This is a genomic window from Paenibacillus sp. PAMC21692 (genome assembly GCF_014303795.1).
GTDB lineage: Bacteria > Bacillota > Bacilli > Paenibacillales > Paenibacillaceae > Pristimantibacillus > Pristimantibacillus agaridevorans.
The window spans coordinates 2,895,134-2,915,327 of sequence record NZ_CP060293.1 but is presented as its reverse complement, the minus strand read 5'-3'; the positions used below and the strand labels follow the sequence as shown (position 1 = coordinate 2,915,327).

Annotated in this window: 13 protein-coding genes; 1 reads left to right on the top strand and 12 read right to left on the bottom strand. The window is 49.3% G+C overall.

The genetic code is table 11. From position 1 onward, the window contains the following. Window positions 1–2: 2 nt before the first annotated feature. The 5 genes from H7F31_RS11415 to H7F31_RS11395 all read right to left on the bottom strand — a co-directional run bounded on the left by H7F31_RS11415 (window position 3) and on the right by H7F31_RS11395 (window position 6,598). Window positions 3–836: a carbohydrate ABC transporter permease gene (locus H7F31_RS11415; RefSeq protein WP_187104279.1), complete on the bottom strand. Its 834-nt coding sequence runs from the start codon at window positions 834–836 to the stop codon at window positions 3–5. Beyond that, entirely contained in the window at window positions 833–1,738 is a 906-nt protein-coding gene (locus H7F31_RS11410; protein ID WP_187104278.1) for a carbohydrate ABC transporter permease, read from the bottom strand. The genes H7F31_RS11415 and H7F31_RS11410 overlap by 4 nt, the downstream gene beginning before the upstream one ends. Window positions 1,739–1,823: 85 nt before the next feature. Further along, entirely contained in the window at window positions 1,824–3,167 is a 1,344-nt protein-coding gene (locus H7F31_RS11405; RefSeq protein WP_187104277.1) for an ABC transporter substrate-binding protein, read from the bottom strand. A 182-nt stretch (window positions 3,168–3,349) separates the two neighbouring features. Next, a complete protein-coding gene (locus tag H7F31_RS11400; protein WP_187104276.1) occupies window positions 3,350–5,635 on the bottom strand; it encodes an AraC family transcriptional regulator in 2,286 nt (761 codons plus the stop codon). A gap of 396 nt (window positions 5,636–6,031) precedes the next feature. Beyond that, window positions 6,032–6,598, bottom strand: coding sequence for a TetR/AcrR family transcriptional regulator (locus H7F31_RS11395; protein ID WP_187104275.1), 567 nt, complete (start codon window positions 6,596–6,598; stop codon window positions 6,032–6,034). A 147-nt stretch (window positions 6,599–6,745) separates the two neighbouring features. On the opposite strand from H7F31_RS11395, the gene H7F31_RS11390 reads away from it, so the two are divergent. Continuing rightward, complete coding sequence (locus H7F31_RS11390) at window positions 6,746–7,690, top strand: ketopantoate reductase family protein (protein WP_187104274.1); 945 nt, start codon at window positions 6,746–6,748, stop codon at window positions 7,688–7,690. Between the two features lie 86 nt (window positions 7,691–7,776). Here the strand turns inward: H7F31_RS11390 and H7F31_RS11385 are convergent, their stop codons facing one another. The 7 genes from H7F31_RS11385 to H7F31_RS11355 form a co-directional block, all read right to left on the bottom strand. Next, window positions 7,777–11,664 (bottom strand): family 43 glycosylhydrolase, encoded by a 3,888-nt coding sequence (locus H7F31_RS11385; protein WP_187104273.1) that lies wholly within the window; start codon window positions 11,662–11,664, stop codon window positions 7,777–7,779. Between the two features lie 64 nt (window positions 11,665–11,728). Beyond that, window positions 11,729–13,264: a response regulator transcription factor gene (locus tag H7F31_RS11380; protein WP_187104272.1), complete on the bottom strand. Its 1,536-nt coding sequence runs from the start codon at window positions 13,262–13,264 to the stop codon at window positions 11,729–11,731. Beyond that, on the bottom strand, window positions 13,261–14,958 hold the full coding sequence (locus H7F31_RS11375; protein ID WP_261800384.1) for a cache domain-containing sensor histidine kinase: 1,698 nt from the start codon (window positions 14,956–14,958) through the stop codon (window positions 13,261–13,263). The genes H7F31_RS11380 and H7F31_RS11375 overlap by 4 nt, the downstream gene beginning before the upstream one ends. A 152-nt stretch (window positions 14,959–15,110) precedes the next feature. Then, window positions 15,111–16,226 carry a glycoside hydrolase family 88/105 protein gene (locus tag H7F31_RS11370; RefSeq protein ID WP_261800383.1) on the bottom strand — a complete coding sequence of 372 codons (1,116 nt, stop codon included), beginning with the start codon at window positions 16,224–16,226 and terminating at the stop codon, window positions 15,111–15,113. A 106-nt stretch (window positions 16,227–16,332) separates the two neighbouring features. After that, window positions 16,333–17,970, bottom strand: a complete 1,638-nt coding sequence (locus H7F31_RS11365) for an extracellular solute-binding protein (protein WP_187104270.1) — start codon at window positions 17,968–17,970, stop codon at window positions 16,333–16,335. A 41-nt stretch (window positions 17,971–18,011) separates the two neighbouring features. Further along, entirely contained in the window at window positions 18,012–18,884 is an 873-nt protein-coding gene (locus H7F31_RS11360; protein WP_261800382.1) for a carbohydrate ABC transporter permease, read from the bottom strand. 16 nt (window positions 18,885–18,900) lie between these two features. Beyond that, the gene (locus H7F31_RS11355) at window positions 18,901–19,857 is read right to left on the bottom strand and encodes an ABC transporter permease (RefSeq protein WP_187104268.1); all 957 of its coding nucleotides are present in this window, start codon (window positions 19,855–19,857) and stop codon (window positions 18,901–18,903) included. Between the last annotated feature and the right edge of the window lie 337 nt (window positions 19,858–20,194).

The window sequence follows — 20,194 nt, the reverse complement described above, 5'->3', positions numbered from 1 at the left end:
CCCTAACCTTTTACGGCTCCCGCAGTAATGGATTGCACGAACGCTCTTTGCGCCAGCAGATAGATGATAATAAAGACGATGGCACTGACGGACAGCGCGGCGAATACCGGCGTATAACCAAGTATGGACGTTTTGTCGTTTAGCGTAGAGATGCCGACAGACAGCGTATATTGCGACGAGTCGCTGATCGATATCAGCGCCCACATAAATTCGTTCCAAGCGCTCATACCGCCGAGCACCATCAGCGTGCTCAAGATCGGCATCGCCAGCGGCACGATCATTTTAATCAAAATTTGCGCCGTGTTGCAGCCGTCGATTCTCGCAGACTCGATAACTTCGTCCGGAATGTTTCGGAAATAATTGGTGATCAGAATCAAGCCTAGCGGGGCGAACCCCTGGTAATAAGGGAATACGATAGCCGCCAACGTATTTTGAATGTTCAAATCCAGAACAAGCAGGTACATGGGAAGTAAAATAATAGGCGTCGGAATCAATAAATTGATTAAAATCAGTCCATATAAACCTTTTTTGAACTTCATCTTCATCTTGGCGAAGGCAAAGCCGGCCAACGTAATAAACACCAGGTCGACGACTAACGTCGCAGCGGTATTGCGCACCGTATTCCAGAAATATTCCGAGAGATTCCCTTTCTGGAAGGCCGTCTCGTAATTCGAGAAGCTGAGGCTGGATGGAAGCGACCATATGCTGTTCAGAAACTCGCCTTCCGTCTTAAACGACTGCAAAATGGCCCAGATAAGCGGATATAACGAAACTACCGAATACATAGCGACGAGAATAAACACGATCGATGGCCCTATTTTTATGCGCTTCTTCATCGTCCTTTGCCCCCCATCCTTCCGGCCAATTGCGCAACGATCATGATCGTGACCATCACCAGCATCATGATGACCGAAGCGGCGGTGGCGGTTCCGAAATCCTGGGTGGAGAACGCTTTGCGATAGACATAGGATGTAATAACCTCCGATGCGCCTCCCGGTCCGCCTTGCGTCATCACCCAAACCATGTCGAACGCCTTCAGATCGGTTGTCACCGTCAGCAGCAACAACGTGCCGAAGGTCGGCAGCAAGTAAGGCAAGATGATGTAGCGCAGCTTCTGGAACGGAGTCGCGCCGTCCATCTCGGCCGCTTCCAGGAAGTCTCCCGGCATCGTCATCAGATTCGCGTAAATAATAAGCATATTGAACGGGATCGTATGCCAGATCCAGGTGAGCATAATGGCCGGCAACGCCGTATGCTCGTTGGACAGCCAGGGTTGTGCCCATTCCGCGAGCCCGATCGCTTCCAGAAACTGGTTCAAGGGCCCGATCGTCGGATCGTAGATGATCCGCCAGATGCTCCCGATGACGACCATCGAGATCAAGTAGGGGATAAACAAAGCCGTATTAAAAAATCTCTTTAGCTTGATCCCCTTGTACAGCACGAACGCCAGCAAAAAACCTGTGCCGATCGAAAACAGAGAATCTGCGCCGATCAGCTTGAACGTATTCCAAAAGGCGGAATAAAATTTATCGTCCTGCAATACTCTCCAATAGTTGTCAAAGCCAACGTAATCGGTCAGATCTCCGATGCCGTTGAATTTATACGTGCTAATGCGCAGCGCCTTGACGAACGGAATGTACAGGAATACGCAAAATACCGCAAAGGTTGGTAGAACAAGAAGGTAAGCCGGCACACTTTCGCGAATTTGCGACCAGAAGCCATGCTTGGGTTTAACCATTTCAATCACACCTTTCTAGAAAACCGCGCGCAAAACGAATAAGGCGATTGACAAGGTTTAGCATGCCAATCGCCTTGCCCGGTTGCTAGTTCTTGGTTGTTTCCTCGTACAACTTCTGCAATTGTTCGGTTATTTCGTCCAGACTGATCTTCCCGAACAAATAGTTTGGAAGCAGATCGGTCTTAAACGCGGTGCTGATCTGCGTATTGATCGTCGTCGGTACGAGAATGTCCGGACTGAAGCCGCCGGCCGCCGCATGGGTGAAACCGGACAGGAATTGCCCCAGCTCCGGCTCGCTTTCGATATTGTTCAAGCCGGAATTCGAATATTTAAGCGCGTCTACTCCCGAGAAATGTGTTTTGGAAGTAATGAATTTAAGCAGACGAACAGCTTCCTCCGGATGCTCCGTCTTCTCGCTCACCGCGAACACGTTGCTGGATCCGCCGAGAGAGCGGCTTGGCAAGCCGGCAATGCCCGGCAGCGCAAAGGTTGCAAGCGACATGTCTTTAGGCGCGTTGTTGATAATGTACTCCAGCTTATCCGGCGCGATCAGGAATTGGCCAAGCTTGCGCTGCACGAACATTTGCTGCATCGCCTGGAGCTCTGCCGTAATGCCATTGCTCGGGAAATAACCTTTGTCCCACAGTTCCTTGAACGAAACCAATCCTTGCTTCACGCTTTCGCTTGAGAAGGACATCGTGCCGTCCTCGAACGCGTTCGGATTGCTCGTCAATTCGTCGCGCGTATATTGATCCCAGAACAAACGCGGATACCAGTCGATCCAGTTGTTATGCATCGACAGAGCGGTATAACCGGCTTGCTTCAGCGTTTCGTTGTTCGCCATAAACTCGTCCCAGGTTGCAGGCGGAGCGATGCCCAATTGATCGAAGATCGTTTTGTCATACATGACCGCGATCGTCGTCATCGTAAACGGTACGCCGTAATCGTAGTTGTCCCGTTCGCCTAATCCCTTCTTGACGACATTCCTCGCATTGTCGAGCAGCGCCGGAATAAACGTCTCCTCCCATACTTGGTCGCCTTCGTAGTTCATCGTCTTCATTTCCTCGGATAGATCCCTCACCAGTCCTTGCTTGATCTGATCCGTATAAAAGCCCGATTGCGTCCAGAACACGTCGGGGATTTCCCCGCCTGCTGCCAGAGCGGCGAATTTAGCGGAGTAATCGGCCGTCGGCACGTATTCATAATTGACCTTGATGCCCGGGTTTTGTTCTTCGAACAGCTCGATGGACTCCTCGCCAACGAGTGGATTGGTGGTCAAAAGACGCAGAGTGACGGTCGAATTTTTGTCTCCTCCGCCTGTGCTGGCGTTGCCGCTCCCGCCTGTACTATTGTTGTCGCTTCCGCATCCTGCGACGATCGTTCCGACCAGCGCGAGCGACGTCGCCAGAGTTAACGCTTTTTTATTCATCTTTTCCGCTTCCCCCTCGGGTTTATTGTGTGCGCGGCCATCTTGCCTCCCGGCTCGATAGCGGCGATGGCTCCACTGTATTAGAGAACAGGGGCCGCCACAATAAACACCTTTTGCGGGCAAGCACATCTTTTGCCCCCATAACGCCTGCAAATCCGAAATTGCAAATGATGTGGCCTCTATCAAGAAAGGTGGTCCGACTGCGAATCCATCATTTTGCGATATTGGCTAACCGGCATTTTCTCCAGCTTTTTAAACACGCGGCTGAACGAAAAATAATGCGTATATCCGACTTTTGCGGCAATTTCCTGCAACGTATCGTTACTGTTCTCTAGCAGCGCCTTCGCTCGTTCAATTCGCACGCGGGCCAGCATATCGACAAAATTTTCGTTAAACTCTTCTTTAAACAAACGGCTAAGATAACTGGAATGGATCTCAAACTTCTCGCCGAGCATCGATAACGATAAATCCGGATCGTCATAATGATCTTCAATATAAGTTTTTGCCTCATATACAATGCTTTTGTTGCTCTGCTTCCCCCGGAACGCATAAATCCGCTCGGCCAACTCCTCCAAGGCTGCCTTGAACGGTCCTTCGATGTCTTCGATCGTCTCGACCGCATCCGCAGCCTCATTAAGCCGTTTAATGGGATCCTCGCCTTGCAAAGGCAAGCCGCTAATATCCTTATAGAGCTGGTAAACCAAATATTGCAGCAGGTTCGAAATATTCGTACGGCTGTATGATCTTGCCCTCATCGTTCCGATCAGCTCGTCCAACGTAGAAGACCACTTCGGATCTCCTTCCCGGAAGGAATGGCCAATAGATCGTATGACCAGCAAATGCTCGAACACTTCGCCTTGCCCTTTCGCGTCAATATTTTCGTACGCGATAACGGCATTGCTGCCGTAAACCGATTTGTAATCGAGCGCGTTCAACGCTTTATGGAACGACACATGCAGATGGTCGGCATTCTCCAAAGTTTCCGTGACGCCTAACGTGACTGTGAGCTTCAAGTTTTGCCCGATCCAGGATTGAAGCTCTCGCCAGCAATCGGATAACGTTTGGAGATGCTCCCGTCCCAGGAAAGCAATACACGCCGCCTGCTGCTGATTCATCCAATTCGTCCAGACCTCGACGCCTTGAGCTTCGAATACCTCCTTAACGACGCAGCTTATCGCGAACTTCATCAAATCCTGATCCCGTTCTACATACCGCGAACTGAACACGCTATAATTGTCGATCTCGATGACGAATATCGAGATTGCGGCATAATCGCCAGAATGCCCCAGCTCCTTAAGCTCTATCGCCCAGCGAGGCCTTGCGTGGGCGTCGTCGGCGTTCAACAGCTCCTGAAACAGCTGTTGTCGCCGGAAATTGATATTTTCTTTCAAATGTTGTTTCGATTGGCTGGAGTCTTTAATCAAATGCTGCAAAGCGGATTGAATAAATTTAAAATCGTCATTTCTGTCTTTCTTTTTTTTGCCGAACGCCTGGTCCACATAACTTAATATTTGCCGGGAAATCTCTTCTATTGGCTTCGATTGTTTGAACGAAATGAGGATGATGGCCAATGTTCCCATCAAAACCGCGCACAAGCCGAATACGATCCACCACATGGAAATCGTGGATGCCCACGCAAGCGGGCCGGACTGCCCGATCGAAGTGCCCACGGACCAGCCCAAGTAATCGGACCGGACCAGCAACATATCTTTCCCCTGCTCGCCAAAAAGCGGCAAGCCTTCTTTGTCGTATAGATTGAGACTGCCGACATCGCTATTGGTCATCTCGTTCAGAAGCTGTTGCACCGTTCCGACGTTAACGTTGACGACGATATATCCTTTCTCTGCCGTAAACAGCGGAAACGGCTTAACAATGGAAAAGACGCTGACGAGCCTATCGTATTCCAGTTCCTTGTATTCTCTCTTGTTCGTCCAGCCGACCGGAAACGTATCCGATGACAGCGTGCGAATAAACGCTTCGTCGCCAAACGCTTCGACGCGGGTCGAGATGCTCGAGCTGATGACGGTCTCGTCCGCTATGCTGTACAAGTACACGCTGTTGATCCATTTATTGTTGACGACGAGCGCATTAAATGCGTCCGATACTTTGTTGGCGTAATAATATTTTTCGAACCGATCCTTCGTATACAAATATTTGCGCAGATCCTCATTTTGATCGATTTCATTAATGACGGAGCCGTCGATCGATTTGAACGTTTGCTCCAAGATGGCAACTGCATGATTCGCGAGCGCTTGTTTCGTTTTCAACGTTTGTTTCTGGGAGGACTCGTGGATCAGAATGGTGGACACAACAAAGATGATAACGACGACGCTGTAAAAAATGGGCAAATAAGAAAAAATCATTTTGACGAAAATCCGGTTAGGCTTCAATCCATTCTCCCTGCTTTCGAATACCGTTGATGTTAATATCGACTGCACATATTTTTCACTATATTCCATCACTGTCATACGGAACAATGCACACTTTTTTACACCGTGCACATTTTGACATCAGTGCTCCCGCAGCGCGCTGTGACCGTTATAATCACGTCTTTTACCTCTGACAAGGCCCGCTATGCAAAAAAACTCCCCCGAATGTAACATTCGGCGGAGTTCATATTTTTATCCGTTTAAATATGGGCATCTTTCACCGCCTTTTTGACCCCTGCTGCGTTCCTTTTCCTTGACGTTCCCCCCGGGTATGCCTTCGAAAAAACGCCTTGCATGGAACGAAAATTCGGCAAAATCATTAATGCCACATGTTTATTCCTGATACCACCGAATCGCATGAGACGAATCGCTCAAAGCGGGACAAAGAAAACTTTCCAGATTTTGTTTCAGTTTGCTCCAGGACATGAATGCCTCCTAGTCGATCAACGTGCCAAAGATATAATACGGTTTTATCCCATTTGCAAATAAGCTATCGATCAGATTGGCCAATTCTTCCGACGATAAATCTTTGCCGTTGCGTATCCAAAGGCGAAACAAAGATATCAAGGTTGATATATAAAACTCAACCAGGTATGGCGCTAAGTTATCATGTGTTGTAAAGTCCGCAATCAGTCTCTCAAAGGGAATTTCCCTTTTCAGGCGTTCAACAAAATGAACAGAACCATAGTCGCCCAAGAGAGCTTTCAGGACTAGAATGTCTTCTGTACTCTCCAGGCACTGAAGCGCATCCTGGAAAGAATGCGCAGATAGCTCCCTGCGTGCCATTTCCTCGTTAATGGATTTCATAACCTTCTCTTCAACGTAGTTCAACAACTCATAAATATCTGTAAAGTATTGATAAAATGTACTGCGATTATATCCTGACTTGTTAGCAATCTCTTGAATAGATATTTTTTCAATTGGTTTTCGACTGTATAAATCACAGAATACATTAATAAATGTTTGCCTTGTTTTGTCCGTAATTTCAGGTTGCTTCTTCATGATTGGCCTCTTTTCTGTTTAATCGATTATCCGACAGATCATAAAAATCTGATGGTTGATGGCCTTATAGTGAATGCATACAATGTCATTATACAACACGTTGTAGCATCATCAACAAGGATGATCAACTATTTTCGGGAGGTTAACATGAGAATTTTATTCTTCGGTAGAGGTGTAATATCGACCCAATATGCGTGGGCTTTCGAACAGGCCGGGCATACTGTTGAATTTTACGTTAGAAAAGGAAGAAAAGAAACCTTCGGAAGCCGTATAGAGCTTGAAATGTGGGATGCGCGAAGAGGGAAAAAGCTGATAGAAGAAAGCTGGAAGGTCAAACTACATGAGGAGATGCTTCCAAATTATGATCTCATTATTGTGAGCGTCAACACCGAACAGCTTCCGGAAGTTGTACAATTCCTATCAACTGCTGCAGGGAATACCCCTATCCTCCTATTCAATAACATTTGGAAAGATTTGAAATCATCGATCGCGCCATTGTCTATGAACAATGTTGTCTTTGGTTTCCCCGGTGCAGGAGGCGGCATCGAGAACAACAAGCTTAGAGGCGGTTTTTTGAAAATGGTATTTCTTGAAAAACCACGGGCAGGCACCGAACCTATTAACCAATTGGTCAAGGAATGCTTTGAAAGCGCCCATTTTAAAATTAGTTGGATAAAGGATATGCAAAGCTGGCTATGGAATCACTTTGCCATGAATGCAGCAATGGAGACCGAGGTGTTAAAACGTGGAAGTTTTCCAGCGATCATGAACCATAGCGACTCATTCGCAAATGTTGGTAAACATATGAGAGAAATGGCGCCTGTACTTAAAGCAAGAGGCGCAAAGAGGGATATGATTTTGCTGCTGTTGACTAAGATTCCGCCGGCGCTTCTCGGCACGCTTTTTCACAAGTTTATTTTCGCAAAGGGCAGCTTACCACGACTTTTCATGGAATACAACAATAGTAAAGCGGGTTTTGCGGTAGCTGAAGTGGTGAGAGAAGCAAAAAAGTTGGGCATACCTTTGCCGCGTCTTACTATGGCATTTGAAAAAACTGAACATTACAAAGCTATTGAAAATTCCTTATCATAGGAATCTGCAGAAGAAGAGCGCCGATACCTTGGGGTACGGCGCTTTCTCGTTCCATATGTCGTTCATGCAAGCGGTCATGGCTATTCTCACTTTGATGACCAAGATTCCAGCAACTGGTTTGCCAAGGATTCCAGCTTCTGCTTCGCTTCCTCCGTCACATGCCTCTGCATCGACCGATTATTCAAGTGCTTAAGGAAGTCTTCCAGATGTTTAGCTGCCTGTGAGTGCCGTCCACCTGACAAGTGATGTTCCACCTGATTCAGCCGGTTCGTCAATTGCTTAACTAGCGGTCCGCTCACATCGCCTGAGATGACGTACGCTTGTAACTGATTGCTCAACGTATCTACAGTGGGTGTTGAAATCGGCGAGTCGGATACTGTAATGATGCTAGTCGCCTGGTAACCGCTATCGACTGTTGTTACTGTAATTATAGCTGTACCTTGAGCAATCGCCGTAACAATCCCATTCTCATCCACCGCAGCTACATCAGGATTGGAACTGCTCCACGTCACGCTCTTGTCAGTCGCATCGGCAGGTTCCACGGTTGCGATAAGCTGGACGGTAGAGCTTTCGGAATCGGTATACAACTGCATACTGGTCTTGTCCAGACTCACGCCGGTGACTTGACGCTGCGGTTGGTGGCCCGCAACTGTCAGCTCCACATGAGGACTCGCCTTATGCGTATCCGTCGCGGAGTATCGGACCCAATACGTGCCAGGCGCCAAATTCGCAATGGCATCGCCCTCTACGCGAGACCACACGCCCCCATGATCGGAAGACCATTCCATGGCGGCGTTCACGCCGGTGATCCGACCGTCATTGGCGCCTTCGGCTGTTTCAGCGACTGTCCCAAGCCCTTCAGGCGCAATCTTCGCTCCTCCGATAACCATGACTTTGAAATCGTCGAAATCAATGGAGGCGTTGGCGTAACCGTCGACGCCAAAGAGCTGTCCAGTCAGCTTGTCACCACCTGTATGACGGAATACATAGTTCTCGGCTATCGGAGTAGGATCATCGTTTAAATAGACGGTATACGTTTTGGCATCCCAGTTGGCTTCCATCCTGAACTTATACCATGTACCATTGTAATTAAAGTCTTTGACTTTATGCTTGGTAGGTCCGGATTGCACGATAATTTTCCCCAGATCAAAGGCCGTGACCATAGAATAATTATCCGTTCCGCTGTCGTTTCTCACCATAGCGCCATTCGCGTATTGGAAGCTGCTGTTCAATCTGGCGCGATATTCGATAATGATGCGCTGATCTCCTGTAGCCGTCACCTCGTCCAGATAAGGAAGGAACAAGTTGGCTTTGCCCGGAGTAGCAGCGGTGGTCAATCGAAGGAATTTATTCCCGTCTTCCTCTAACACAGTGGCGGTAGCGCCATTGGTCAGCTCTCTAACCATAATTCCGAAAGGAAACTTGCCCGTCTCATCGCCGGAGAAATCCCGGTAAGCGTTGTAGAACACGCCATCCTGCTTACTGTTGAGCGAACCTAACAAAGCGGCTTCCGCTTCGGCAAGTGAAGTTCGCATCTGGTTAAATTGCGCTTCCGTCAGATTGCCGTCTGCAGACAACGTCTCTGCCTGAAGCAGCGTAGCCAAGAGCGTATTGTATGCGGCAGGACTATAAGTACCGAGGCTTTCGCCCAGAGGGTATGAGAAACTGTCCAGCCTGCTGCGAATTTCATTCACAATACCATCAAGACCCCAGTCCGGAACAACTTCTACGGAAGCGCTCGCAGGCAAATCCTCGCCATTCAGAGTCAATAAGACGGGTATCTGTACGAAACCAAGCGAGTTGAAATGAATGCCTTCCAGCTTCCAGCTGATCCCGGCTGAGTACTCCTCCCCATTGTAGACGACGTTAACAACGCCGGGCAGTCTAGGTGTCACTCCCGAAGGGGTCTTGACTTGAGAAACGACTTGCGGAACCTGGGATGGTTCAGGCGTTACCGTCAAGTTGAATGCGGCTTCCTTGCCGCCGTATACAGCTTTAATCACCGTATCCCCCGGCTCGGTGTCATATACCTGACCGATGGTTGTAACCTTAGCCACGCCGGGGTTGCTGCTGAAGTACTTGGCGCCAGCATCAGCCGTCACATCCTGTTCCTCATAGGTGTTGTAACGTGCCGTTATCTGCAGTTGTCCTGTCAGTCCGCTGGTCAGGACGTTGTTTAATCCGCTAATCGCAACGGACTGCACGGACCTGGGTTCAGCGGCAACATAAACGGCGGCCGTAGCCATTAGCCCGTTATAGGTTGCGGTTATCGTGGCACTGCCCGCCTTAATCCCCTTGATCACCGTTCCCTCAATCGTTTCTTCAACAATGGCGACCTCTGTATTGGAGGAACTGAAGGAAACTCCGCTGCCTGCAAGAGAATGGGTCGTACCTGAAACCGTATGCACGGGCAAGCTGCGGCTCTCCCCCAATCCCAGCGTGTACCCCGGAGAATCGAATAATAGCTCGGAGCCTGCTTCAAGCTTGAACAGATCCAGACTGTCCATCTCGACAAGACCGCCGCCGCCCGAGAAGCGGATCGTATTGTCACCTTGTTCAAGATAGATTTTCGCTGTAGAGACTCCCCAACGATTCCAGCCGGAATAGACGGTGTTTAGTCTAGCTCCGGGACTGCCGTTGACCGACATGATTTGGGAAGCATCCCCCCCGCTCGATGAACCATTGGCGCTGCGAACGGACATCATATAAAATCCTGCATCCGGCACGTTGACCGTATACTGGATATGATCGCCTGCATTTTGGATATTAGCGATCTTCATCCCGCCCGATGCGCTGCCTTCCCGCCGTACGGCAGGGCCGATCGCGCTGGCGGGATCTTTCCCCAGCACGGCAGTCTCCGCCTCATAGCGTTGACGTACCGGCTCTCCCGAAGGTATCGCAATCGGTATGTTCGGGTCGACGGGTTCACCTAAGTTCGGTGTTCCGTCTGCGTTCCAGGTAAATTTCTGTGCGCGAACATTGCGGGTCCACCCTGATCCCGGCCAGCGGGCGGCATGGTAGATAATCCAGTCCTCGCTGCCGTCGGGCGAGGTCACCAGACTGTGGTGACCCGGACCATAAACGCCGTTAGCGCTAGAGAAGATTGGCTCGTCATGCTTAACCCAAGACTCGGGATCCATCAGATCGGCGCCAATATGGGCCGTAATCAACCCGAGGCAATAACTGTCTGTCCAGCTTCCGTTGGCGGAATAGACCAGATTGATGATGTCGCCCTTTATCGTCACTTGCGGTCCTTCATTGATCCTGCCCGGGGACGATTCCCAATCATATTCAGGCGTCGAGAGCAATACCCGTTCCGAGCTGATCGTCCATGGATTGCTCATCTTCGAAATATATAAATTTTGAAAGCTTCCGTCCATATTCTCCCAACCTGACCAGATGAAATAGTGTTCATCATTTACAGTCAGCACAGTTCCGTCAATAGCCCAGCGGTCGCTGGAATCGGTAATTTTACCTTTGAACTCCCAAGTTCCGGTCATCGGGTTCTCATTGGCGTTCTCCAGCACGTACATGCGGTGGTTAGCATTGGTTCCGTTATCGGCCGCGAAGTAAATATACCATTTGTAAGAGCCATCGGTATCTTTGAGATAATGCATCTCCGGCGCCCAGATATTAGAGCTGTACATGGTATCCTTGACCGGCGACCAGGTCAGTCTCCTCTCGCCCGCTTCAAGGCCGCTGATGGTCTTCGCTCTGCGGATCATGACACCACTGGCGTTGGCAAAGGAGTTGTAGTAATAGCCGTCCGTGTGCTTGTACACCCAAGGGTCGGCGCCTACCTGCATAATTACATTGTAGAAATTAGACACTTCCAATCCCCCTTCGGTCGATGCCGGCATCGACACTGGCGAATCCGGCATGGATGCCTCAGCCGCAACCGCTCCAATTCCTTGCGGCAGCATCAATAACACTGCAAGACAAAGCAATAGATGCCTGAAACTGTTTTTGAACATTTATAATCCTCCTCGCACTATAATAGATTTGGACACTATAATCGATTTGGAGTCTATATAAGAGTCACGGGTCAACCATCTGCTTGCGGTATTCTTTGGGGGAGACTCCCGCTATCCTGTTGAACATATGCGTGAAATAATTGGAGTCGTTGAAGCCGGTAGCCTCGGCAATTTCAAATATTTTCATATCTGTGCTTTTCAATAGAAGCTTCGCCTTCTGTACGCGCAGCTTCTGAATATAGCCGATTACACCTTCCCCGGTTTCCTTTTTAAACAGTTTGCTGAAGTAGCTGGGGTTGAGATGGACATGAGCCGCCACCTCGGCCAAGCCGCATACCCCCATGTATGATTCTTCAATAAACCGGATTGCCTGCTTGACCGGATTATCGTTCTTGCTGGCAAGCCAGGTATTGTGAGACTGCAGAAATTCATCGATATATCCCTGCAGCCATGCCGCTATATCCTTCGACGTCACACATTGGTAGACAACATCCCACTCTATGGAGCGCACGGTCATTTGCCATTCGGGGAACTGAACCTGCACTAGCCGGAGAATTGCGGCAACCAGCAGCAGCGCTTCGATCTTGGCGGCTTGCGGAGGCAACCGGCTGATCCGAACGGCTTGTTCCTGCAGTTCCTGACCCAGGCGGCTGTTATCCTCCGACATCAGCCAGGTTATAATTTCCCTCTCCTTCTCGTAAAGCGCCGTCTGGTTGAGCAATGATTCGCCGGCGGAACTGTGTTCACGCCTCCCCTCGTTGCAATATCGTCTATAGCCCTGGTACAATTCCTTCGTGGTAGCGCATAGCCCTTGTTCGCTGCATTCAAGAGTCAGTCCCAAATAATGATGAACCGAATCGGCGAGTATCTGCTGCCATGAGGGGAGCATATCCGATCGGGAAGAACTCTGGTCCACCAATAAGGCCCACTCCGATGCGTTCAAGGGAAACAGGCGAAAACTGCCGGGAAACCATCTAATCAAGTGCTCACCGGCAATATTGGCGAAAGCGAACTGCAACAGCGGTACATCTTGGTCGGAATAATGCTTCTCCGTGGGGAAAAAGGTAGGAATACGGAGAATGTGCAGTTCACATTGCTTCATCCGCTTCAGCAAAGCCTCCACCTCTTCGCCGTTGCAGGGCAAGCCCATAATAGCCGAGCGCAGCTCGCTGTCTTCATGCTGACTTCTCCAGCCTTCCACCGAGAGCTGGGTCTGGCTTTCCTGAATCAGCTGTACATAAATCCGATCAAGTACGCTTAATATATCTGTTTCTACACAAGGCTTGGTGATAAAGTCCTGCACGCCGAACTTGACGGCGGACTGGGCATACGAGAAATCCTTGAATCCGGTTACAATTACAATCTTGGTCATCCAGCCGCGGCTTCTGATTTCTTCTGTCAGCTGCAATCCATCTATATGGGGCATCCGAATATCGGTCAGCAAGAGATCCGGGACACTTTGCTCCATCATGTACAAGGCGTCCCGACCATTAGTCGCTTCTCCCGTCACTACCCAGTCGGCAGGTCGCTTCCCCGCCAGCTTCAGCAGTCCCTTGCGGAAGTTGGGCTGATCCTCGGCAATAAACAGCTTGCCCTTCATCTATCCCCCTCCTCATGACTCCCCGGTGTCCCGGATTTAATAGGAAGCGTCATGTGAATAACTGTTCCGTTCCCTTTACTGCTGGTAATCTTCACTCCATATGCGGAGCCGTATACCAGCTGAATGCGCCGAAGCACGCTTTTGTAGCCGATCCCTAGTTTATTGCCGTCCTGCAGCACATCCTCCGCCTCTGTCAAGGTTCTCAGGGTTTCTTGATCCATACCGCATCCGTTATCAGCCACCTCGATATGAAGCGCCTCATCTAATAGAAACGCTTTGATCCGCAGCACCCGGTCTTGATCCATATCACGGAAAGCGTGTACAAACACATTCTCCACCACCGGCAGCAGAAGGGATCGCATCATCCTCAGACTCAGCAAGGACTCATCAGCTTGAATAATCGTTTCAATCTCGCCGGTGAATAGTTCCGTCTGGATCTTGATGTAATTGCGGATCTGATTCAACTCTTCGCCAAGAGTCGTATCCGTCTGGACAGGTTTAAGGGAATACTTCAGCATCTCCGAGATGGCGTGGATCAGAAGCGCCGTCTCCTCCTGATCGTTGCTGTACAGCTTCCAATACAGCTCATTGAACAGGTTGTGCAGATAATGAGGGTTCAGCTGTGCCTGGATGGCCTTCAGCTCCGATTCCGTCTGGCTGATCTGAGCCAGATATACCTTGTTGATCAGTTCGCTCACTTGCTCCGCCATGTTGTTGAAGCTATCTCCGATGTATCCCAGCTCGTCGCCGGAATTCACCTTGACACGAACCGTGAAATCGCCGGAACGCAACATCCGTAGTCCCTGCATCAGATGGCCTAGAGGAGACAGAAGCGTCCGGGTCGAAATCGTAATCAGCAGTGCACTGAGCAGGATGATGCCGATTCCGGCGAATACCAATATTCGGATAATGTCTTTATTTCTCCTCTGTATCTCCTGCAAGGAAGCTCCTCCGTATAAGGTAAAGCCTGCCGGTATTAACTCGTGTCGGACGAACAGATAGGTGATGCCATCCATTTCGACATGCTGGGGATAACTTTCCTGTGACAGTTGCAAGAGCTGCTCCGCCTCGCTCTGCTCGGTATTGGAGTAGAGCATGCCGCCCATAGGTTCCAGCAGCAATAACTTGCCTCTGCCGTTATGCATCAGTTCCCGCAGCACCTTGGATACCAGACTTTCCTCTATCACCATCACCATAGTGCCGTACGGGATCAGCTTCTCATTGAGCATCCGTCTGGCAGCAATCAGAACGGTTCTGCGTCCGTTCGGATCAATGGCGCTGACCGCCTCGGCCCGGCTCCAAACCATGTTCCCTCTATGAGGCTCAAGCTTCTCCATCAGTCTGGTCAAGTCATTCGCTCCCGGTTCTCCCGACGCACCGGTTTTGGAGAGAACCGTCAGTTCCCCCTTCTCATTGTACAGAAACACGGAACGGATGGACGGGGCATCCACCAGCAGCATATTCAACTGTTCTTCCACGTATTTGCGGTTCTTGAATTGAGTGTAGGAATCGCTTTCATAAACAATGTTCTCTTTAAGAAACCGTTCAATGGACGGATTCAGGGTAATAGACAGGGATACCCGGTTGATTTCCTGGAAGGACATCTCCAGTCTGTTCAATGCCTGTTCGGTGGCGATGGAGAACTGCTTGCTAATTTCGTCCTCCATTAATTGGATATTCGATCGATAAACCATCCAACCTGCCAAGGCAAATGAAAGTGTTACCATACACGAGAGCAGGACGATCAGCTTGATCTTGAAGCTGCCCTTTATTTTTCCGGCTATATACCCCAGACAGCTCTTCGGATGCAGTCGGCTCCCTCCTCGAGTTACATATTATATTTATATTATTTTAAAGCCTCATACAAGGCAATAAGAGCAAGGGATTGTCCGTATGCCATCGGCATGATCGTGATGTTCTTATAATGTTCGCTATCCATTCCCATACCGGTTCCAGCCGACACATTCAGCACGGTTCCATCCTCGCTAATATTTTGACACACCGCCTGGATAGCTTTGTTCGCAACAGCTTCATAGGAGGAATCCAGAATACCGATTTTCATGCCTTTCAGGATACCCGCGCCAATGGCAGCCGACCCGGATACCTCTTCATAGCTGGTGGGGTCGCGCAGTACGGTGTGCCAGAGACCGGAAGCCGCTTGAAGCGGAACCAGGGCATTGACCTGCGCCTTGTACGTATCAATCAGAAATTCCCGGACACCTGGATTAATCGTATTCTGGCAAGTTTCCAGGTAATCGACGAGGCCGTAGGTGAACCAGGAATTGCCGCGGCACCAGAAGATGCTGCCGAAATTATCATTACGCTCGAAACTCCAGCCGTGGAAGAACAGTCCGCTATGTTTGTCGTACAAGTACTTGATATGAAGCAGAATCTGATGAACGGCTTCTTGTTCCCATTCCGGTCGATTGAACTTGCGCCCGGCTTGGTCCAGGAACAGAACCGCCATAAAGAGCGTATCAATCCATAACTGCCCATTGTGCAAGTGAACTCCATCCCGATTGCCAATGGCAGTGACTGTATGCTGGAAGCCGCCTTCTTTCGTTTTGGGCAGCTCATGAATAAGCCAGTTCGCATGATCTTGGCATAACTGTTCCAGTTGGTTGGATGGCTCCAGTTGATCCAGAAGATGAACCAAAGCCAGATAGGGAGCTGTCGTATTAATATTTTTGGACGGCAGACCAACCTCCAGATTGCGGGAATACCATCCCTGAAAAAACTCCATATAACGGCGATCACTGTAATATTCTTGCAGCTTGTACAAACCATAAAGACCGACACCCTGAGGCCAGTCCCATTCTTCTATTCCGAAATCTCGTTGGACAATCCCTACTCTTGTATCGGCTTGATCCACGGTTTTATCCTTTTCATAATCGCTGCCGCCCAAATTCATAAGCCTGTCCACTACCCGCGAGATTTTTTGAAGCAGTATTTCATTGGTCACGATTCATCTACTCCTTCTCATATCCAACGTGCCGAAAGCAAACCTAGCTCGATCATGTCCGAACTAGGCTCGCATTCATCCTATATTCCAGATCCTGCACCCTTTGCTAGTGCTGGGAGCGAACCAACTCCAAGATATCCTTGCCAAGGAAAGCGATCTCCTTGTTTTCCTTATACCAAGTGTTCATAAATTCCTCAATCTGCTTGCCGCCGCCTTTCTCCCAAGCAGCTTTCGCATCTGCAACCGCTTGCTCAGCTGTATATTGAGCCCCGCCAATAATGCCTTTGGCATAGATGTCCTGGATCTCTTTGTCGATATTGGTATTGATCACTACCAGCTCGCTCGGCAGAGAAGGCATATGCTCATAGTGGCTTAACGCAGGATATTGAGCTTCGGGATTAAGCAGAAACTCGTCTGCTTTATTCAACATTTCCAGTCCGGCCTTCTGGTCGGGATCGTTCACGTCGAACGCAGTGGTGGAAATCAGAAGCGGATTCTCAGGGATCGAATAAAACATGGAATAGTCCATAGCCCAGTCCAGCTCCTTGGCGTTCTTCTCAGGATCGATAACCTTTGGAAAACCGTCCTCGCCTTCTCTCCAATGCTCTCCCTCAATTCCTTTCTTCAGAATCAGAGCGTTCTCCGGTTTGATGATGAAATTAATATATTCCATCGCGGCCTTGGGGTCTTTGGCCGCAGCATTGATCACCGTGGTCATTTGAACCGGATTAACCACATGATGAACGAATTGCCCCATGGAAGACCTGGGCTGCTCCATCGGCGCTATCTCCGCCTCCGGAACAACCTTGCGGAGCGTTTGAATGTCCGTTACCGTATTCTCAAACCAGTTAGTGATAGCAGGGGGAAGGAACACGCCTATTTTACCGTTCAGATAATCCTGCTTGGCTTTAGCTCCATTCTTGTCCGCGAGGTAATCCTTATCGATAAGCCCTTCCTCAAATAATGTCTTCTTAAATTTAAGGGACTCCAGCGTGTTGTCCCAAGTTCTAACAATTGTATCATCATCGGAGAGTTTCCACCCATACGAGCCGAACATCGAATCTATCATTCCGCCCGAGGTGTAGCTCATATTGGTTCCATAAGTATCCTTCTTCCCATTACCGTCAGGATCCTGCTCCACGAATGCTCTCAGAACATCAAGCAATTCGTCGGTCGTTCTCGGAACCTCCAGACCCAGCTTTTTCAGCCAATCCATTCGAATAAAGGCTACACTTTGCAGATGAGGCTCATTGATTTTACCGATTTCGTACAGCTTGCCGTCCGGCTTAGTGCCTACTTTGCGAAGCTGGGGGTACTTCTCCAACAGCTTCTGGTATTCAGGCGCATATTGCAAATAATCGTCCAGAGGCAGCAATTGCTTCTGCTGATACAGGGAATTCCGGAACCCCGTATCATAATCATTGACAATATCCGGCGCACTGCCCGATGCGAACATCACATTCAGCTTCCTGACCGCCTCTGCCCGTGCCACCGGCACAAACTTGACCGTAACAGGAGAACGCTCATTAATCCACTTGGTCCAACGGTTCTCCTCAACCGTTCCCTCCGCTGCGGGAATATTTCCCCTGTCATAGTTGGAGACGGTAATTGTAGCTTTTTTTTCGCTCTTCCCCTTTGATCCTGTTTCCGCTTGGCTGCAACCGACTGCCCCTGCTGCCATAACCGCGGACAACCCCAGTGCCAACGCGAACTTCATTCTTGGTGTGAATGTTTGTCCAAACATGTGGAATCCCCCTCAATATATAATGAATTTCCTTGTTGCCGCTAACCCTTAATAGAGCCAAGCATAATGCCTTTGACAAAATATTTTTGCAGGAAGGGGTATACCGCCAGCATGGGCACGACCATCACCACAACCCCTACCGCCTTCAGTTTTTCGGATACCATTTCCTGTTGCTGCATCATATCCATGGCCGCCATGTTGAAGTTCCCCTGAATTTGCAACATCCCCTGAACGACAACGGTCAGATTCTGCAAACTCGTCTCATTAATGTAAAGAATGACGCTCATAAACATATTCCAGTAGCCAACCCCGTAAAATAACGTCAGCGTAGCCAGCATAGGAAGAGACAAGGGAAGTATTATGCGCAGGAGCAGTCGAACCTCGCCGCAGCCATCAATCTGGGCGGATTCGGCCACTTCTCCTGGAACGCTCTCAAAATAGCTTTTCATAATTAACATATTATAGGTGCTGATTAGCCCGGCAAACCAAAGGGCCCAATACGTATTGATTAAATGCAGGCTATTCATGACCAGGTAAGTCGGGATCATGCCTCCGCCGAAGAGCATGGTGAATAATGCAGCCATTGTGATCGGCTTGCGGGCGTAGAGGTGCCGTCGGGATAAAGGATAGGCCGTCAGCACCGTGGCCAACATGCTCAAGACCGTTCCTCCCAAGGTAATGATCACGCTGTTGGTAAAGGCGCGCAAGGCTGGCGTATTCTCGAAAAAGTAGTTGTAAACGGTGAAATCAAGTCCCACCGGCCAGAACAAGACCTGTCCCAGATCAACCGCATGCCCTGAGCTTACGGACAACGCAAGCAGATGCAAAAAAGGCAAGATGCAGGTGAGCGATATGAGAATCAAAATGATATGAATAAAGGTTACAAAAAATTTACCGCCTATGGATTCCCTCAAGCGCAGCCTCCTTTCTTCAGAATAATCCCTGATCGAATTTACGGGCCAATGCATTGGCCGACAACACTAGCACCAGTCCAACAAAAGACTCAAATAACCCCATGGCCGTGGTCAGACTAAATTGAGCCTGCTGCAGACCCACCTTATACACATAGGTGCTGATGACCTCCGCCTTCTCCAATACAGTAGGATTTTGTAAATTGTAAACTTGATCGAATCCTACTTCCATCAGACGACCCACTCCTAGAATCAGCAGAAGAATAATCGTAGGGCGGATGCCCGGCAGGGTGATATGCCAAATCTGTCTCAGCTTCCCTGCTCCATCCATCCCCGCGGATTCGTACAGACTGGGGTCAATGCTGGAGAGAGCGGCGAGGTAAATAATAGCGCTGAAGCCCATCTCCTTCCACATGCCGGAGCCGATAAAGATGGCGATCCATGAGTCCGCTCGGTACAGGAAAGGCACCGGCTCCCATCCCCATTGACCCAGCAGCTTGTTAACGGTACCGCCTTCGATGGAGAACAGGGTCAGGACAATGCCTGCAACGATAACCCAGGACAAAAAATGAGGCAAATAAATAACCGTTTGAATCCAGCGCTTTAGCCAAGTCTTCCGCACCTCATTCAAGGCAATCGCGATAATAATCGGCGCAGGAAACCCGAACACCAGATTCAGAACACTTAAGTTAAGGGTGTTCCAGATAATCTGCAGTGTAACGTTAGACTGAAATAAAACCTCAAAATATTTCCACCCCACCCACGGACTTGACCATATGCCATCGTGAAAATTGTAGTCCTTGAAGGCAATGACAAGACCGCCCATAGGCGCATAGCGGAAGATCAGATAATAAAGCACCCCCGGTATAAGCATGGCAAACAACGGAATATTTTGCCGAAACCGCTTGGTCTGGTAGAAAGCCTCTTTGGCTGCAGGCGCTTGATCCGTTCCTACGGCAGCAGACGTTACTTTCATGGCTCCCCCTCTTTCTTGTTGATAGTTATAATATACTGCTTGTTCGCAAGTAGGAGCCTTAAATATCTTGAGGTCTTTCTGTGCGATTTTTGTTTCTCATTAGGGCATGTAATGATTACTCAGAGGCTGTCTGCTGCTTATTGCGAGGTTGAGCAATGCCGGGAATGGCTGACAGCTTGAGGGCTGCTAAAGACATCGCTAAATAGCCTGTACCGGAAGGCACAGGCCAGGTCCCTTAATAGAAAAGAACTTTGCTCCACAGTATTGCTTATCAGTGCGCAAAGTCACTATTGCGTTTGCAAAAAGAGTTCCAAAACCGCACGTACGATTTGCTTGT

Bases quoted from the DNA above. Each gene is read 5' to 3' on its own strand.
- H7F31_RS11400 (WP_187104276.1), bottom strand. From the start codon at position 5,635: ATGACAGTGATGGAATATAGTGAAAAATATGTGCAGTCGATATTAACA.
- H7F31_RS11375 (WP_261800384.1), bottom strand. From the start codon at position 14,958: ATGGTTTATCGATCGAATATCCAATTAATGGAGGACGAAATTAGCAAG.
- H7F31_RS11355 (WP_187104268.1), bottom strand. From the start codon at position 19,857: ATGAAAGTAACGTCTGCTGCCGTAGGAACGGATCAAGCGCCTGCAGCC.
- H7F31_RS11415 (WP_187104279.1), bottom strand. From the start codon at position 836: ATGAAGAAGCGCATAAAAATAGGGCCATCGATCGTGTTTATTCTCGTC.
- H7F31_RS11380 (WP_187104272.1), bottom strand. From the start codon at position 13,264: ATGAAGGGCAAGCTGTTTATTGCCGAGGATCAGCCCAACTTCCGCAAG.
- H7F31_RS11405 (WP_187104277.1), bottom strand. From the start codon at position 3,167: ATGAATAAAAAAGCGTTAACTCTGGCGACGTCGCTCGCGCTGGTCGGA.
- H7F31_RS11410 (WP_187104278.1), bottom strand. From the start codon at position 1,738: ATGGTTAAACCCAAGCATGGCTTCTGGTCGCAAATTCGCGAAAGTGTG.
- H7F31_RS11385 (WP_187104273.1), bottom strand. From the start codon at position 11,664: ATGTTCAAAAACAGTTTCAGGCATCTATTGCTTTGTCTTGCAGTGTTA.
- H7F31_RS11395 (WP_187104275.1), bottom strand. From the start codon at position 6,598: ATGAAGAAGCAACCTGAAATTACGGACAAAACAAGGCAAACATTTATT.
- H7F31_RS11365 (WP_187104270.1), bottom strand. From the start codon at position 17,970: ATGTTTGGACAAACATTCACACCAAGAATGAAGTTCGCGTTGGCACTG.
- H7F31_RS11390 (WP_187104274.1), top strand. From the start codon at position 6,746: ATGAGAATTTTATTCTTCGGTAGAGGTGTAATATCGACCCAATATGCG.